Source organism: Curtobacterium sp. VKM Ac-2861 (genome assembly GCF_013204965.1).
Classification (GTDB): Bacteria; Actinomycetota; Actinomycetes; order Actinomycetales; family Microbacteriaceae; genus Curtobacterium.
In genome coordinates, this window is record NZ_JABMLA010000007.1 from 214,251 (window position 1) to 230,591 (window position 16,341).

Consider the following 16,341-nt stretch of genomic DNA (forward strand, 5'->3'; position numbering starts at 1 on the left):
GCGCTCACGACTCGATCCCCTCGCGGAGCAGGGCCGCGGGCACCTGCCAGTCGAGCACCAGGTCGAGCAGCCCCGGGAACCGCTGCTGCACGTCCTCGATCCGGACCCGGCTGATGCGGGTCAGGCCCTCGAGGTGCTGTTCGAGCAGTCCGGCCTCGCGCAGGACCCGGAAGTGGTGGGTGAGCGTGGACTTCGGTCGGTCGATGCCGACCCAGCCGCAGCTCCGTTCACCACCGGCGGCGTCGACGAGGTAGCGGTGCAGGATCGCCAACCGGATCGGGTCGCTCAGGGCATCGAGGACGACGGGGAGGTCCATCTCGGCCACGGACGGCTGGGGCAGCCGCTCGGGGGCATCGACGTGCGCGGGCATGGACGGGACGCTACCACCGTTCGGCTTGCTGTACGACTTGCGTCGTACTGCGGACTGCGGTACGAATGCAGTCGTACAACGGACCATCGGAAGGATGCTCATGCAGCAGTCAGCTCGCTCGGTCGCCGGGTTCTGGATCCTCGCGGCGATGCTCCTGGTGTCGGTCGCGTCGTCCGCGGTCCCCTCGCCGATCTACCCGGTCTACGCCGCCGAGTGGCACCTCACGCCGCTCATGCTGACCGGCGTCTTCGCCATCTACGTCGCCGGGCTGCTCGCGAGCCTGCTCATCGCCGGGCGGCTGTCCGACCACGTCGGCCGCAAACCCGTGCTCGTCGCCGGTGGTCTCGGCGTCGCCCTGTCGCTCGGACTGTTCGCGATCGCGGACGGCGTCGGCGCGCTCATCGTCGACCGCATCGTGCAGGGCGTCTCCGTCGGGCTCCTGATCGGTGCGCTCGGGGCGGCCCTCATCGACAACTCGCTCGAGCGGCACCCGACCCTGGCCGGCGTGCTGAACGGCGTCATCCCGCCGATCGCACTCGCCACCGGTGCGATGTCGAGCGGCGCGCTCGTGCAGTGGGGTCCGGCGCCGGAGCAGCTCGTCTACCTGGTCTTCGGCGCACTGCTCGTGCTCCTCGTGCTGGCGCTGTTCGTGGTGCCCGAGCAGGTCCAACGGCGCCCCGGAGCACTCCGTTCGCTGCGCCCGACGATCAGCGTGCCGCGGAGCTCGCGTCGACTCTTCCGCGGGGTCGTCGGTTCGCTCGTCGCCAGCTGGGCCCTCGGCGGCATGTTCCTCTCACTCGTCCCCTCGGCCCTCGGTGCCGTGTTCGGCATCACGAACCACTTCGCGGCCGGCGCACTCATCGCCGTCGTCACGGGCGTCGGCGCGCTGACCGGGCTCGCGACGCAGCGGATGGACGCTCGTCGCGCCGTGCTCGTCGGGCTCGTCGCCCTGGTGCTCGGGCCGATCGTGACCGTGGCGTTCGTGATGGCCCACTCCCTGCCCGGCCTCGTCGTCGGCAGTGCGATCGCCGGCGTCGGCTTCGGCGCCGGGTTCCAGGCGCCGCTGCGGATGCTGCTCGCGACCGCAGCACCGACCCACCGCGCCGGACTGCTCTCGACGATCTACGTCGTCAGCTACCTGGCGTTCGGGGTCCCCGCCGTCATCGGTGGGCTGCTCGAACCGTCGATCGGACTCGTCCCCGTCATCGCCGGGTACGGCGGGTTCATCGTCCTCGCTGCCGTCGTCGCGCTCGTGCTGCAGCTGACGTCGAAGGACGCGGCCGCCGTCGAGGAGCAGGCCGCCGAGGTCATCGAGCGCACCGCCACCGGCTCGATCCGCGTCGCGGCGGAGTAGCGGGCCGTCCGCCCGGAGGGCGGCGCGCGCCAGGCGCACGGTGCGAGGTTGGTCATCCCGTGCGAGGTTGCTCGCTCAGTGCGCGCATACAGCGCCGCACGGAGCCATCAACCTCGCACGCAGTGACCAACACGGCACGGTGCCGGACGCGCCGGGCCGACTCAGTGCCCCGGGTGCGCCGAGTTCGCGCCGCGCGCCCGTCCACGAGCACGCACCCCGACCGTCCGCGCAGCACCCGTGTGGGCGGCGTCGACGTCGGCCTTGCCCCGGTCGGCAGCATCACGCAGGCGCTTCGGTCCGTGCCGCTTGGCCCAGTCCCAGAATCGGTGCAACTGCGCCTTGAGCCACACGATGATCTTGTGGAAGAAGTGGAACTCGCTCGCCAGCACCGTGAGTCCGATGAACACCACGAGCCAACCGGGCCCGGGCAGCGGCACCAGGATGAGTCCGATGATGACGACCAGCCCGCCGACGATCCCGACGAGCACCTTGTAGAACAGGTGCAGGTGCGGCCGCGCGTGGATCCAGGTCCGCATGTCGTGGAACCACTGGAAGCGCTGACGCGGCGCACCGTCGGTCCGGCTCTCGCCGGGTCCGTCGTTCACGTCGCCGTCCATGCCGAAAACGTAGGGCCCGCGGCTGGGAATCCGCGGCGCACGCGGTGGACGCGCGGTGCGCGTGACGGACGACGCGTGGCGGGGATGCGCCGCGCCTCCCGTCCGTCAGCGAGTGTCCGCCGGGAGGCCCGTCACGCGTGGGCGACGCACGTCGCGGCCCACGGGACGGCGGCCAATCGGGCCGCTGGGATCGGTTCGCCGCCGACCGCGCAGGTCCCGTAGGTGCCGGCGTCGAGCCGCGCGAGCGCGGCGTCCACCTGCTCGATCCGCTGCCTGGCCGCGTCGCGGACGGCGCCGAGCGAGCCGCGCTCCCACGCGAGGGTCGCGCCCTCGGGGTCGTGCTCGTCGTCGGAGTTGGCGTCCTGGCGGGCGTCACTGACATCGCGCATGCTCCGCTCGACGTCGGCGAGCAGCCGTACGTTGCGGGCGCGCTCCGTGTCGAGCGCAGTGCGGGGGTCGTCCATGGCGGACACCGTAGTCGTGACGGAATGCCCGACTCTCCGGATGCGTTTGCATCGACATGACGAAGATCGGGTTCCTGTCGTTCGGACACTGGCGCGACGTGCCGGGGTCGAAGGTGCGCAGCGGGCGTGAGTCCCTGGTGCAGGCGATCGACCTCGCGGTCGCTGCCGAAGAGGCCGGCGTCGACGGCGCCTACTTCCGCGTGCACCACTTCGCACCGCAGCAGGCGGCACCGTTCCCCCTGCTGTCCGCGATCGCCGCGAAGACCAGCCGCATCGAGATCGGGACCGGCGTGATCGACATGCGCTACGAGAACCCGCTCTACATGGCCGAGGAGGCCGCGGCGACCGACCTCATCTCCGGCGGACGACTGCAGCTCGGCGTCTCCCGTGGCTCACCCGAGACCGCCCTCGCCGGTTACCAGCAGTTCGGCTACGTGCCGGACGCGTCTGACGAGAACGGCGGCGACATGGCCCGCGCGCACACCAGCGTGTTCCGTCGCGCCATCGCCGGCGAACCGATGGCCAACGCCAACCCGCAGATGACCGGCTCGGTCGGATCGCTGCCGATCTCCCCGCTCTCCGACTCGCTCGGCGACCGCATCTGGTGGGGCGCCGGCACACGCGCCACCGCCGAGTGGACCGCCGAGCAAGGCATGAACCTGATGTCGTCGACCCTGCTCACCGAGGACACCGGCGTGCCGTTCGACGAACTGCAGGCCGAACAGATCGAGCGCTTCCGCCGAGTGTGGGCGGAGTCGGGCTGGGACCGGACCCCTCGGGTGTCGGTCTCGCGGAGCATCATCCCGATCATCGACGACGAGTCGCGGCACTACTTCGGCGTCCGCGCACAGGTCGAGGGGCAGGACCAGGTCGGGCACCTCGACGGCGGGCTCGCACGCTTCGGCCGCTCGTACATCGGCTCGCCCGAGGACCTCGTCGCGGAGCTGGCGGCCGACCAGGCCGTCCGCGCTGCCGACACCGTGCTCGTCACGGTGCCGAACCAGCTCGGCGTCGACTTCAACGCGAGACTGCTCGCCGCGGTGAAGGACGTGTTCACCGAGGTCGACGCGGCACCCGTCCCGGCCTGATCTGCTCGGTCAGGCGCTGACGGTCGGCGGCTGCGTCTACGCAGGCGCCGTCGGCGTCGGCCAGATCAGCCGGAAGCGCTCGCAGACCACCGGCATGTCCGGTTCGAAGCCGCGCGGGTTCTCGGAGTGCTCACGCCAGTACGCCTCGTGCACCGTCCGCCAGTGCTCGAGAGTCCGGTCTCCTTCGCCTTCGGCGCGCGCGTGCTCGGCCCCGACCGCGTCGAACGGGACGATCCGGACGTCCGTCGTCTCGATGACGGCCCTGGGAACACCGGCGCCGTCGGTCACGATGCTGCACTCACCGGCCGCGGGGAGCGGGTCCCCCGTCGCCTCGTAGTCCCAGAGCGATGACGCGGTGCCGTCCTTGACCCCGCGGAGCACCAGGCCGAGCAGCTCGTCTGCCTGCTCCGGAGTGGCACCGAACGACCACGCCTCCGGCACCTCGGCCGGCAGTTCCGGAGCCTCGTCGCGCCGCTCGTTCCAGAAGTCATCCAGGCTCGCGGTCACCAGCCGACCGTAGCGCACCGCCGGGTGTCCGCACTTGTGCCGACACCCGCCTTGGGACTGTGGCGGCGGGGCGGCGTCCCCTACCGTCGAGGAGCACCATCCCCCGCACCTCGAGGAGTCCCCGTGACACTGCCGGCCGCAGGCTGGTTCCCGGACCCGCAGGACGCCAGTCGTCTCCGCTGGTGGGACGGTCACGCCTGGGGTGCCGCGACCCGTGTCCTGCCGAGTGCTCCGGAACCGGTCCTGCCGATCGTCGTCGCGCCTGTCGGCCCCGCGTTCTCGGTGCACACGGCATCGATCCGGACCCACGCGTGGGCGTCCGGCGGCGGTCGCGACCGCCGGCTGTGCGTGTTCACGGTGCTCGCGGTGCTGCTGGCTCTGACGTCGATCCTCATCAACCCGCTGGGTGTCTGCAGCGCGCTCGCTCTCGGGTGCGGGCTCGTCGGCGTCGTCCGCCCCGGTGCGACCGGCGGGTGGGCGGTCGCTGCGAGGAGTGCGTCCTCGAGCGCGGTGGTGGTCGCGGTCGCGACGGGCGCGGTGGCGGCGTCCGCCCAGTTCCACCTCTTCTGAGGCATGCGGGGCCGTCACCGTCCGACTTCGTGAGCAGAAATGGTCGGGTGCCGACCAACGACCCGACCATTGCTGCTCACGAAGTGCACGTCCGGGCCCGCCGCAACGAGACCTACCGCCGCGCCCGCGGATGCGCCGTCTGGTACACGTCCCGCAGCATGTCCGCCGTGACCATCGTGTAGATCTGGGTCGTCGCGACGCTCGCGTGCCCGAGCAACTCCTGCACCACCCGCACATCGGCACCGCCCTCGAGCAGGTGCGTCGCGAACGAGTGCCGGAAGGTGTGCGGCGAAACGTGCGCCTCGAGTCCCGCCGCCTCGGCCGCCGACTGGATCACGAGCCACGCGCTCTGCCGTGACAGCCGAGCACCTCGGGCGCCGAGGAACAGCGCCGGCGTCGAGGCTCCTCGCGCTGCGAACACCGGACGGGCCCGCACCAGGTAGGCATCGATCGCCGCCCGCGCGAAACTGCCGAGGGGCACGACCCGCTGCTTGTTCCCCTTGCCGGTGACCTTCACGACGGCGAGGCCATCGGCGTCGGGGGCTGAGTCGTCGGACAGGGTCGTCACGTCGTCCACCGACAACCCCACCGCCTCGGAGATCCGCGCGCCGGTGGCGTAGAGCAGTTCGAGCAACGCCTTGTCCCGCAGCTGCACGGGGTCGTCGGCATCGACGGACACCGCGCCGAGCAGCCGCTCCATGTCCTCCACCGAGATGGCCTTCGGCAGCCGCATCGGGGCCTTCGGCGGCCGGACGGCGGTGCCGGGGTCGAGCGGCAGCCAGCCCTCCCCCGCCGCGAAGGCCGTGAACGAGCGCACCGAGCTGAGCATCCGGGCGATCGACCTCGGTGCCAGCGGACCGTCCGGCTTCGTCGCCAGGTGGGTCACGAACTCCGAGACGTCTGCCCGAGCGAGCCGCCCGACGTCGTCGATCGCGGACGCCCCGCCGGCCCGGTCGGCACCGTCGGAGTCGACCACCGGAGCCGTCGCCAGCCACGAGGTGAACACCGCCAGGTCACGCCGGTACGCCGACAGCGTGTGCTGTGACAGTCCCCGCTCGATCGCGACGTGCCGCAGGTACGTCTCCGTGGCACGGTCCAGGGGAATCACGACAGCAGGCGCACGGTCAGTGCAGTGCCTCGTCGGGGGCCCCGACCCGGTACCCGGTGAACGTCACGGTCAGGCCGGCACGCGTCGGAGCTGCACACAACAGTCCGGCCGACACCGCAGCATCGGGATCGAGGTACGCAACCCGCACCAGCCGGGGTTCCTCGTCGTCGACCCACGCCCGGACGGTCACGGCATCACCGTCGCGGCTGGCCCGGACGGTCACCCCACGTCCCACCCACTCCGGCACGGGCGCCACCGACCAGTCCGAGAAGTCACGGGTCACCACGGCGCCGAGCTGCGGCGTCCCATCGGAGAACTCGACACCGGCCTTGATCCAGTTCCGCTCGTCGACGCGCAGGAAGAGACCGGCCTGGTCGAACTGCTCCGTGTAGTCGAGGACGAACGATGCCTCGACCGAGAACGACCCGTCGAGGGGCTGCACCAGCGCGTGCTCGGAGTCGTGGACGAACCCGTACGAGGTGGTCCGCCAGGCGTCGCTGCCCTCGACCGCGGTCACGCGCAGCACATCGCCGTCGAGCTCGACGGCCTCGGGCTCGTGCGTCCACGTCGCCGCGTCGACCAGTTCTCGCAGGCTCATGCGCGGCCTCGCTCGAGCGCATCCACCGCGAGCACGGCCACGACCAGCCCGGAGTTGTGCAGCCGACCATCGAGGATCGCCTCCACCAGCTCGGCCCGCGGCACCCACCGCTTCACGATGTCGGCTTCCTCAGCCTCGCGCTCGAACGCCGTCGTCGTGGGCCGCACGCCCCGGGCGCGGTAGACCTGCAGGAACTCGTTGCTCCCGCCGGACGACGTGTTGTACCGGACCAGCGGCTCCCACGTGTCCGCTTCGAGGTCGGCCTCTTCAGCGAGTTCGCGAGCGGCAGCGACCTGGAGGTCCTCGCCCTCGACGTCCAGCAGCCCGGCCGGCAGCTCCCAGTCGCGCACCCGAACCGGGTGTCGGTACTGCTGGATCACGAGGACACGGCCCTCGTCGTCCTCTGCGTAGACCGCGACTGCACCGGTGTGGTCGATGTACTCCCGCACCATCGTCTCGTCGTGGTACGCGATCGCGTCGCGGCGCACGTCCCAGACGGCGCCGTCGTACACGACGGTGGACTCGGTGACCTCGAACGAGGCGGCTTCGTCAGCGATGGGTGCGTCAGTCACGGAACCATCCAAGCACGCGCCCCTCGCGGAACCAGGTTCCGGACACAGCACCGCGTCGTTCCGCGGTTCCGTGTCCGGAACCAGGTTCCGTGGGCGCGACCAGACGACGGACGGGAGGCGCGGTTCCAGCTGGCACCGCGCCTCCCGTCATCGACAACGCGCGTTACGCGACCTGCTCCTCGTTCTGCGGGTCGAACAGGCTGGACGCCTCGTGGCGCTCGATCGCGGCCGCGACGAGCCCCGCGAACAGCGGGTGCGCGTTCGTCGGACGCGAGCGCAGCTCCGGGTGCGCCTGCGTCGCGATGTAGAACGGGTGCACGTCACGCGGCAGCTCGACGTACTCGACCAGGCTGCCGTCGGGCGACGTGCCCGAGAACACCAGGCCGGCGTCCGCGATCTGCTGCCGGTACGTGTTGTTGACCTCGTAGCGGTGACGGTGGCGCTCGGACGCCTCGGGCGCACCGTAGAGCGACTCGGCCAACGACCCGGAGCTGAACGTCGCCGGGTACAGGCCGAGGCGCATGGTGCCGCCCAGGTCGCCGCCGGCGATGATGTCCACCTGCTCCGCCATGGTCGCGATGACCGGCGTCGAGGTCTCCGGGTCGAACTCGGTGCTCGACGCGTCGGTCAGGCCGGCCTCGTGGCGGGCGTACTCGATGACCATGCACTGCAGGCCGAGGCACAGGCCGAGCGTCGGGATGCCCTGCTCACGGGCGAAGCGCAGCGCGCCGAGCTTGCCCTCGATGCCGCGCACGCCGAACCCGCCGGGGATGCAGATGCCGTCGACGTCGCCGAGCTGCTTCGCAGCACCCTCGGGCGTGGTGCAGTCGTCGGAGACGACCCACTTCAGCGTCACCTTCGCGTCGTGCGCGAAGCCACCGGCACGGAGCGCCTCGGTGACCGACAGGTAGGCGTCCGGCAGGTCGATGTACTTGCCGACCAGGGCGATCGTGACGTCCTTCTTCGGCTCGTGCACGGCACGGAGCACCGGCGTCCACGCGGTCCAGTCGACCGGGCCGGCCTCGAGCTTGAGCGCGTCGACGATGACCTGGTCGAGGCCCTGGTTGTTCAGCAGCGTCGGCAGGTCGTAGATCGACGGGACGTCAACGGCGTTCACCACGGCGTCCTCGTCGACGTCGCACATCAGGGCGATCTTCTTCTTGTTCGAGTCCGACACCGGGCGGTCCGACCGCAGCACGAGGGCGTCGGGCTGGATGCCGATCGAGCGGAGCGCGGCGACCGAGTGCTGCGTCGGCTTCGTCTTCTGCTCACCCGACGCGTTCATGAACGGCACGAGCGACACGTGCACGAAGAACACGTTGTTGCGGCCGAGTTCGTGGCGCACCTGGCGCGCCGACTCGATGAACGGCTGCGACTCGATGTCGCCGACCGTGCCGCCGACCTCGGTGATGATGACGTCGGGCTGCGGGTCGTTCTCCGCCTGCTCGCGCATCCGACGCTTGATCTCGTCGGTGATGTGCGGGATGACCTGCACGGTGTCACCGAGGTACTCGCCGCGACGCTCCTTGGCGATCACCGTCGAGTACACCTGGCCGGTCGTGACGTTCGCCGACTGCGCCAGGTTGATGTCGAGGAAGCGCTCGTAGTGCCCGATGTCGAGGTCCGTCTCCGCACCGTCGTCGGTCACGAAGACCTCGCCGTGCTGGAACGGGTTCATGGTGCCCGGGTCCACGTTGAGGTACGGGTCGAGCTTCTGCATGACGACCTTGAGGCCGCGAGCCGTCAGGAGATTGCCGAGGCTGGCTGCCGTCAGGCCCTTGCCGAGAGACGAGACGACCCCGCCGGTCACGAAGATCTGCTTCGTCACCTTCGGGGTCGGGGTGTTTGCCTGGGTACCGCTGCTGAGAGTGTCCGCCACGGGATTCCATCGTACGTCAGAACTGCCGGGAGGCGCGACCTCGGTTCGCCGTGGGCGTTGCGCGAGGTGGGTGGCCGGGTCTTCGGGCCGTGCGCGCGTGGGCGCGCGTGGGCGCGCGTGCTTGCCTGCGTGCTTGCCGCGCTTGCGCGCGTGCTTGCCTGCCTGCTTGCCGTGCTTGCGTGCTTGCGGCCGCGTGGCAGGTCAGGCCGTCTGGCCAGCCACGTCGAGCAGTTCGCGGGCGTGCTCCACGCCGCTCGCGCTGTCGCCGAGCCCCGAGAGCAACCGCGCCATCTCCTGCAGGCGGTCCTCGCCCTCGAGCCGTCGCACACTCGACGAGGTCACGGCGCCACTCGCGTCCTTGACCACGTTGAGGTGGTTGTTCGCGAACGCCGCGACCTGCGCCAGGTGCGTGACGACGATGACCTGCGTGCGCTCGGCGAGCTTCGCCAGCCGACGGCCGATCTCGATCGCCGCCGCACCGCCCACGCCGGCGTCGACCTCGTCGAAGACGAACGTCGGCACGGTCGTGCTGCCGGCCATCACGACCTCGATCGCGAGCATCACGCGCGAGAGCTCGCCGCCCGATGCCCCCTTGCCGATCGGTCGGGGGTCGGTGCCGGAGTGCGGCTGCAGCAGGATCGACACCTGGTCGCGTCCGTGTCGGCGGTACTCCCCCGCGTCGGTGACCTCGACCACCAGGGTGGCGCCGGCCATCGCGAGTGTCTTCAGCTCGGTCGTGACGCGCTTCGCGAGGTCCGCTGCCGCCTTCGTGCGGGCAGCGGTCAACGCGGCCGCGGCCACCCCGAGTGCCTGTTCGTCCTGTTCGACGGACTGCTGGAGGGCGGCGATGCGGTCGTCGTCGCCGTCCAGCTCGAGCAGGCGGTCGCTCGCCCGCTGCCCGTAGTCGATGACGTCGTCGACGGTCTCGCCGTACTTGCGGGTGAGGCCGGCGAGCAGGGCGCGCCGTTCGTTGATGAGCTCGAGGTCGTGACCGGCCTCGGGCTCGAGCGAGCCGAGGTAGCTGGAGATGCTCGCCGAGGCCTCGGCCGCCTGGATGCCGAGCTCCGTGAGCTGTTCGAGCACGGGCTGCAGGGCGGCGTCGGAGTCGGCGACCCGCTCGACGGCGCGTCGGGCGGACTCGACCAGGCCGACGACGTCGGAGACGCCGTCGAGGGACTCGCTGGACAGGGCCTCGTGCGCCAGGGCCGCGGACAGCCGGAGTTCCTCGAGGTTGCCGAGCCGGTCGGCGCGCTCGGCGAGCTCGACGTCCTCGCCGGGCTGCGGGTCGGCCGCTTCGATCTCGTCCGAGGCAGCGCGGATCCGGTCGGCTTCGGCCACCCGCTCGTCGCGGTCGCGCGTCAGTGTCTCGAGTTCGCCCGTGTGCTGCTGCCACGCGTCGAACGCGGCGACGTACCGGTTCAGGGCCTTCTCGAGGGCCGCCCCGCCGAAGCCGTCGAGCGCCGCACGCTGCGCGGTCGACGAGGTCAGTCGGATCTGGTCGGACTGGCCGTGCACCGTCACGAGCTGGTCCGCGAGTTCACCGAGCACCGCGACGGGAGCGCTGCGGCCCCCGACGGTCGCACGGCTGCGGCCCTCCGCCGAGACCGTGCGCGTGAGGATCAGTTCGCCGTCCTCCACCGCGCCGCCGGCGTCCTCGACTCGTTCGGCGACGGCAGCGTGCTCGGGGACGTTCCACCGGCCCTCGACCACGGCGCTCGAGGCACCACGGCGGACCGAGCCGGCGTCCGCCCGAGCACCGAGCAACAGCCCGAGGGCCGTGACGATCATGGTCTTGCCGGCACCGGTCTCGCCCGTGACGACGGTGAACCCCGGACCGAGTTCGAGCGTGGTCTCGCCGATGACCCCGAGGTCACGGATCGCGATCTCCTCGATCATCGGTGGTGCTCCTCGCCTCGGCCGGTCACAGGTGGTCCTCGTCCTCGTCGGTCTGCGGCCCGCGCCACCCGGTGACCGGGAGCCGGAACTTCGCGACCAACCGGTCGGTGAACGGGGCGTCCTTGAGGCGCGCGACCCGCACGGGGTCCGGCGACCGTCGGACCTCGACGCGAGCGCCCGGCGGCAGGTCGTGCGTCCGGCGACCGTCGCACCACAGCACCCCGACACCGCTCGTGCGCCGCAGGACCTCGATCGCGAGCGTGCAGTCCGGGCCCACCACGATCGGGCGGGCGAACAGGGCGTGCGCGCTGAGCGGCACCATCAGCAGGGCGTCGACGTCGGGCCAGACGATGGGACCGCCGCCGGAGAACGAGTACGCCGTGGACCCGGTGGGGGTCGACACGACGACGCCGTCGCACCCGAACGAGGACAGCGGGCGACCGTCGACCTCGGTCACCACTTCGAGCATGCGCTCGCGCGATGCCTTCTCGATGGTGGCCTCGTTGAGCGCCCAACTCGAGTAGACGATCTGGTTGCCGACGACCACGTCGACCTGCAGGGTGACGCGCTCCTCGACGTGGTACTCACCCGACAGAGCACGCTCGACGGTCTCGGCGAGGGCGTCCCGCTCGCTCTCCGCCAGGAAGCCCACGTGCCCGAGGTTCACGCCGACGATCGGTGCCCGCGTCTCGCGCACGAGTTCGGCCGCGCGCAGGATGGTGCCGTCGCCGCCGAGCACGATGACGATCTCGAGCTGGTCCGCCTGGACGTCGACGCCCAGGATGTCGACCTGCCCCACCGAGGCTTCGGCCCGCCGGATGTCGGCGTACTCGTCGAACGGCATCACCGGGATCAGACCGGCGGCGTGCAGGAGGTCGCAGACCTCGACCGCAGCGTCGATCGAGTCACGGCGACCCGTGTGGGAGACGAGCAGGATGTGCCGGTCGTCGCTCATGCGGTCCCCTCTGTGAGTTCGGTTGCCCGGACTCTCCATTCTGTCGGATTGCCACCGACACCACGCTGGAAGCGCGCGAGGTACTCGTGGTTCCCGTGCGTCCCGATGATGGGCGACGCCGCGAGCCCGGTGGTCCCGAAGCCCAGGTCCCATGCGGCCCACAGGACGTTCATCAGGGCGTCGTCGCGGAGTGCCGGATCGTGCACGATGCCCTCGCGCACCCCGCCGCGACCGACCTCGAACTGCGGCTTCACCAACAGGACGAAGTCGTCGGCGGGGACGGCCTCGGCCAGGGCGGGCAGCACGAGCCGGAGCGAGATGAAGGACAGGTCGCCGACCACCAGGGTCGTCTCGGCTGCGGCGCCGTCGAGCGCGAGGTAGTCCGACCGGGTCAGGCTGCGGGCGTTGGTGCCCTCGACCACGGCGACACGCTCGTCGACGGCGATCGTCGGGTGCAGTTGCCCGTGCCCGACGTCGAGCGCGATGACCCGTCGAGCACCACGGGCCAGGAGCACCTGCGTGAAGCCACCCGTGCTCGCACCGACGTCGAGCACCACACGGCCGGACGGGTCGACGCCGAACGCATCGAGCGCTCCGACCAGCTTCTGGGCAGCGCGGGAGACCCACTCGTCGGCCGCGTCGACCACGATGTCGGCAGCCGGCGAGGTCGGGGTGGAGGGCTTCACGACGGGACGACCGTCGACCGTCACCCGGCCGTCCTGGATGAGCTTGGTGGCAGCGGTGCGCGACCGCGCGAGGCCACGTGTCGCGAGCAGGGCGTCGAGGCGGACCGGGGTCGCGTCGGGCACGGCTCCGTCCGGTTCAGGCACTCGCGGTGCCGCCGCTCTCGAGCCGCGTACGCAGCTCGTCGTGGAGTGCCGAGAACGCGTCGGCGCGCTCGACGAGCGGCAGGGCCTCGGCCGCCGAGGTGCGCGCGGCGAACTCGTCCTGCGGTTCCAGGTCGGCGGACGGCTGCTCGGGGTTCGGCACGTCCGACACGCTACTCGCCGCCGTACAGCTGCGGGTCCACGTCGAGACCGTAGATGGCCAGGCCGGACTCCCAGATCAGCGCTGCGCCGGCACGGAGCCGATCGATGTCGCTGCCGGCGTCGAGCACCCGCACCACGTGCCCCCGCATCGCCACGGTGGCGCTGCCGACGGTGACGTACCGCGTGCCGTCGTCGTCCTGCCGCCGGACTGTCACCGGGTAGGGCTCGGACAGACCACGGAGGTCCTCGAGCACGAACAGTGGACGCGAGCGCTGATCGGCCGCGAGCACCTGCTTCGCCTGGTCGATGCCCGTGAGCACGAGGACGCTCGGGATCCCGACGTCGTTCGCCCCCTTGATGTCGGTGTCGAGACGGTCACCGATGAACAGTGTCTTCCCGCCGCCGAACCGCTCGACCGCGGCGTCGAAGATCGGGCGCTCCGGCTTGCCGGCGACCACGGGCATCCGCCCCACGGCCTGGTGCACCGCGGACACGAGCGTGCCGTTGCCGGGGGCGATGCCGCGCTCGACCGGGATCGACCAGTCCATGTTCGTGGCGACCCACGGGATCGCCGGGTCGGCCAACGCGAACGACGCCTCGGCCAGTTCCTTCCACCCGAGGTCCGGTGAGAAGCCCTGGATGACCGCGGCCGGGGAGTCCTCGGCACTGGTCGTCACCGTGAAGCCGGCGGCCTCGACGATGCTCGACAGTCCCAGCCCACCGGTGACGAGCACCGTCGCGCCGGCGGGCACCAGCGTCGACAGGAGCTGCACGCCCGCCTGCGACGACGTGACGACGTCGTCCTCGGACACCTCGAGCCCGTAGCGCTCGAGGTGCTCGGCGACGTCGATCGGTCGTCGGGACGCGTTGTTGGTGATGTACCCGACCCGTGCGGTCAGCGAGGCCCGTGTGAGCGCCTCGACCGCGTGCGGGATGGCGTTCCGCCCCCGGTAGACGACGCCGTCGAGGTCCGTGAGCACCACGTCGACGCCGTCCGTCGGCGCGGTCGGGACGTCAGTCGGCTGCGGAGCCGTCGACGTCGCGGGGGTTGTCGTCGTCGAGTTCGCCGGGCTCGTCGGCGTCGCCGGGTTCGCCGACGACGTCGGGCTCGGCGAGGGCTGGCTCGTCGTCGTCGTCGAGGTCGGCGTCGTCGTCGAGCTGGTCGGTGTCGTCGAGCTCGCCGGCGTCTCCGTGTTCTTCGACTTCGAGCGTTTCCTCGACCACATCAACTGTCTCCCAAGCGTTCTCGTCGGCGGCTTCGGCGAGAGCCGCTGCCGCACGGTCGACACGGGCCCACCACTCGTCGGCCTCGTCCTGGCGGCCGAGCTCTTCGAGCGTGGCCGCGTAAGCACTGTAGAGCGCCGGTGACCACGTGTAGGCCGTGGACGGGTCCAGCTGTGGAATCTCCAGCTCGCCCAGGGCAGCTGTGGGGTTCCCGAGGTCGATGCGTGCGCCGGACATCGCGATCGCGAGTTCGACCTGCACCGCGGTGTCGAGCGCGGCACGCTCCACCGAACGGCCGAGTTCGAGCGCACGCTCGGGGCGGCCGAGGCCTCGTTCGCAGTCCACCATCATCGGGAGCTGGTCGTTGCGGCCGGAGATGCGCCGGTAGGTGCGGAGCTCGCGCAGCGCGGTCGCGAAGTCCCCCAGGCGGTACGCCGTGATCGCAGCGGTCTCGCGGACGACCCCGACGCGACCGGCACGGCGGGCGGCGCTCAGAGCGTGCTCGTTCGCCAGAGCGGGGTCCTCGTCGACGAACAGCGCCGCGGCCACGAGGTGCCGGGCGACCCAGTCGGCGTTGTCCTTGCTGAGCGTCTTCAGCTCCATGCGCGCTGCGGGGTCGAGGTCGCGCGCATCGATCTCGTCGGGGATGTCCGGGTCGTCGTGGCGCGGGCGGATCGACTTCGTGCCGTACGGGTCGCGGTCTTCCCAGTCGTCGCGGGCTGCCTCGCCGAACCGTGCGCCGGCGTGACGCGTCCCGTCGCCGAAGCGGCGTCGGTCGTCGCCACCGTCCTGACGCGGGCGGTCGCCACCACGGGCCGGACGGTCCGAAGCACCCCGGAAGGACGGACGGTCGCCGTCACGACGCGGACGGTCGGCGTCGCGGGCCGGACGGTCGCCGTCGCGGGCCGGACGGTCGGAACCACCGCGGTACGCGGGACGGTCGGAACCACCGCGGTACGCGGGACGGTCGCCGTCACGACGCGGACGGTCCGATGAACCGCCACGGTACGACGGACGGTCGCCATCACGAGCCGGGCGGTCAGAGCCGCCGCGGTACGGGCGGTCTCCATCGCGAGCAGGACGGTCGGAACCACCGCGGTACGCGGGACGGTCGCCATCACGACGCGGGCGATCCGAGCCGCCCTGGAACGGGCGGTCACCATCACGACGCGGACGATCCGAACCACCCTGGTACGGGCGGTCACCATCACGACGCGGACGATCCGAACCACCGCGCTGAGCAGGACGATCGCCGTCGCGGGCGGGACGGTCCGAGCCACCGCGGTAGGCCGGCCGGTCGCCACCGCGGGCGGGACGGTCGGGACGGTCCGACCCACCGCGGTACGCGGGACGGTCGCCATCACGACGCGGACGATCCGAACCACCCTGGTAGGGGCGGTCCCCATCACGACGCGGACGATCCGAACCACCACGGTAGGCGGGACGGTCACCATCACGCGCGGGGCGGTCCGACCGGAACGGACGGTCCCCGTCGCGGCGCGGACGCTCAGCACCGCGGGGGCCGTAGCCGCGCGGCGGACGGCCGGAGTCGCCGCGATCGCTCCGCCACGACGGACGATCATCACGGTCTCCGGAGCGGAACGGACGGTCGCCACTGCTCCGCGGCGCACTGTCGCGACGTGCAGCGCCGTCGCGGAACGGACGGTCGGAGCGCTCAGGACGGTCACGACGGTCATCCTCACGGCGTTCGAAGTCACGCGGACCGGACGACCAACGGCCTCCGCTCGCAGCGTCTCCGCGCGGACCTCCGTCGCGTCGAGGGGCTCGGTCGTCCCGTCGGGGTCGGTCTCCCCGGTCGCCGTCGTTCCGCCGCTCGTCGTCGTTCGCCACCGTTGCTCCTCATCGCGTGCCCGAGCCGAAGGCCGGGCGTTCGTCCGCTGTGTCGTTGTGTTGGGTGCCGCGTCGGTCGGACCGACGTTCGAGCTCCAGTCCATCACGAACCGGAGCCGACGTCGAGCGACGAGCGGCAAAACAGAAATGGCCACCGGCCACCACCGTGAACGAGGGTCTCCCCTGCGAATTCACGATGGAGGGCCGATGGCCACATCTTCTTACGTTAAGTCCGGCGGCGTCCTACTCTCCCACAAGGTCCCCCTTGCAGTACCATCGGCGCTGAGAGGCTTAGCTTC

Annotated in this window: 18 protein-coding genes; 3 read left to right on the forward strand and 15 right to left on the reverse strand. The window is 71.3% G+C overall.

Features of this window, described 5'->3' with window-relative positions:
• Nucleotides 1-4: 4 nt before the first annotated feature.
• Nucleotides 5-370, reverse strand: coding sequence for a helix-turn-helix transcriptional regulator (locus HQQ88_RS17405; RefSeq protein ID WP_123673599.1), 366 nt, complete (start codon nucleotides 368-370; stop codon nucleotides 5-7).
• A 100-nt stretch (nucleotides 371-470) separates the two neighbouring features.
• Between HQQ88_RS17405 and HQQ88_RS17410 the strand changes: the two genes are divergently transcribed.
• On the forward strand, nucleotides 471-1,724 hold the full coding sequence (locus HQQ88_RS17410; protein WP_123673782.1) for an MFS transporter: 1,254 nt from the start codon (nucleotides 471-473) through the stop codon (nucleotides 1,722-1,724).
• Nucleotides 1,725-1,885: 161 nt separating this feature from the next.
• On the opposite strand, the gene HQQ88_RS17415 is transcribed toward HQQ88_RS17410, so the two are convergent.
• Both HQQ88_RS17415 and HQQ88_RS17420 read right to left on the reverse strand, forming a co-directional pair.
• Nucleotides 1,886-2,341, reverse strand: a complete 456-nt coding sequence (locus HQQ88_RS17415) for a TIGR02611 family protein (protein WP_254067198.1) — start codon at nucleotides 2,339-2,341, stop codon at nucleotides 1,886-1,888.
• 131 nt (nucleotides 2,342-2,472) lie between these two features.
• Nucleotides 2,473-2,805: a TraR/DksA family transcriptional regulator gene (locus HQQ88_RS17420; protein WP_134194835.1), complete on the reverse strand. Its 333-nt coding sequence runs from the start codon at nucleotides 2,803-2,805 to the stop codon at nucleotides 2,473-2,475.
• Nucleotides 2,806-2,855: 50 nt separating this feature from the next.
• On the opposite strand from HQQ88_RS17420, the gene HQQ88_RS17425 reads away from it, so the two are divergent.
• Entirely contained in the window at nucleotides 2,856-3,893 is a 1,038-nt protein-coding gene (locus HQQ88_RS17425) for an LLM class flavin-dependent oxidoreductase (protein ID WP_131881724.1), read from the forward strand.
• A gap of 36 nt (nucleotides 3,894-3,929) precedes the next feature.
• On the opposite strand, the gene HQQ88_RS17430 is transcribed toward HQQ88_RS17425, so the two are convergent.
• Nucleotides 3,930-4,400 carry an ASCH domain-containing protein gene (locus HQQ88_RS17430; protein ID WP_367917049.1) on the reverse strand — a complete coding sequence of 157 codons (471 nt, stop codon included), beginning with the start codon at nucleotides 4,398-4,400 and terminating at the stop codon, nucleotides 3,930-3,932.
• 123 nt (nucleotides 4,401-4,523) lie between these two features.
• On the opposite strand from HQQ88_RS17430, the gene HQQ88_RS17435 reads away from it, so the two are divergent.
• Nucleotides 4,524-4,970, forward strand: a complete 447-nt coding sequence (locus tag HQQ88_RS17435; protein WP_216834998.1) for a DUF2510 domain-containing protein — start codon at nucleotides 4,524-4,526, stop codon at nucleotides 4,968-4,970.
• Between the two features lie 112 nt (nucleotides 4,971-5,082).
• On the opposite strand, the gene HQQ88_RS17440 is transcribed toward HQQ88_RS17435, so the two are convergent.
• The 11 genes from HQQ88_RS17440 to HQQ88_RS17490 all read right to left on the reverse strand — a co-directional run bounded on the left by HQQ88_RS17440 (nucleotide 5,083) and on the right by HQQ88_RS17490 (nucleotide 15,879).
• Complete coding sequence (locus tag HQQ88_RS17440; RefSeq protein WP_173170603.1) at nucleotides 5,083-6,075, reverse strand: site-specific tyrosine recombinase XerD; 993 nt, start codon at nucleotides 6,073-6,075, stop codon at nucleotides 5,083-5,085.
• Between the two features lie 19 nt (nucleotides 6,076-6,094).
• On the reverse strand, nucleotides 6,095-6,676 hold the full coding sequence (locus HQQ88_RS17445; protein ID WP_173170559.1) for a DUF1349 domain-containing protein: 582 nt from the start codon (nucleotides 6,674-6,676) through the stop codon (nucleotides 6,095-6,097).
• Nucleotides 6,673-7,248 (reverse strand): NUDIX domain-containing protein, encoded by a 576-nt coding sequence (locus HQQ88_RS17450; RefSeq protein WP_173170563.1) that lies wholly within the window; start codon nucleotides 7,246-7,248, stop codon nucleotides 6,673-6,675. Before HQQ88_RS17450 ends, HQQ88_RS17445 begins: the two co-directional genes overlap by 4 nt.
• Nucleotides 7,249-7,411: 163 nt before the next feature.
• A complete protein-coding gene (locus tag HQQ88_RS17455; RefSeq protein WP_173170571.1) occupies nucleotides 7,412-9,127 on the reverse strand; it encodes a CTP synthase in 1,716 nt (571 codons plus the stop codon).
• 201 nt (nucleotides 9,128-9,328) lie between these two features.
• Nucleotides 9,329-11,023 (reverse strand): DNA repair protein RecN, encoded by a 1,695-nt coding sequence (recN, locus tag HQQ88_RS17460; RefSeq protein ID WP_173170573.1) that lies wholly within the window; start codon nucleotides 11,021-11,023, stop codon nucleotides 9,329-9,331.
• Nucleotides 11,024-11,048: 25 nt separating this feature from the next.
• Nucleotides 11,049-11,978, reverse strand: coding sequence for an NAD kinase (locus HQQ88_RS17465; protein WP_111086586.1), 930 nt, complete (start codon nucleotides 11,976-11,978; stop codon nucleotides 11,049-11,051).
• Nucleotides 11,975-12,787, reverse strand: coding sequence for a TlyA family RNA methyltransferase (locus tag HQQ88_RS17470; protein ID WP_243650133.1), 813 nt, complete (start codon nucleotides 12,785-12,787; stop codon nucleotides 11,975-11,977). Before HQQ88_RS17470 ends, HQQ88_RS17465 begins: the two co-directional genes overlap by 4 nt.
• 13 nt (nucleotides 12,788-12,800) lie before the next feature.
• Nucleotides 12,801-12,968 carry a hypothetical protein gene (locus HQQ88_RS17475; protein ID WP_165901481.1) on the reverse strand — a complete coding sequence of 56 codons (168 nt, stop codon included), beginning with the start codon at nucleotides 12,966-12,968 and terminating at the stop codon, nucleotides 12,801-12,803.
• 10 nt (nucleotides 12,969-12,978) lie between these two features.
• Entirely contained in the window at nucleotides 12,979-13,950 is a 972-nt protein-coding gene (locus HQQ88_RS17480) for an HAD-IIA family hydrolase (RefSeq protein WP_123294974.1), read from the reverse strand.
• 31 nt (nucleotides 13,951-13,981) lie between these two features.
• Nucleotides 13,982-14,794 (reverse strand): hypothetical protein, encoded by an 813-nt coding sequence (locus HQQ88_RS19715; RefSeq protein WP_123294975.1) that lies wholly within the window; start codon nucleotides 14,792-14,794, stop codon nucleotides 13,982-13,984.
• On the reverse strand, nucleotides 14,785-15,879 hold the full coding sequence (locus tag HQQ88_RS17490; RefSeq protein ID WP_173170575.1) for a hypothetical protein: 1,095 nt from the start codon (nucleotides 15,877-15,879) through the stop codon (nucleotides 14,785-14,787). Before HQQ88_RS17490 ends, HQQ88_RS19715 begins: the two co-directional genes overlap by 10 nt.
• Nucleotides 15,880-16,341: the final 462 nt, after the last annotated feature.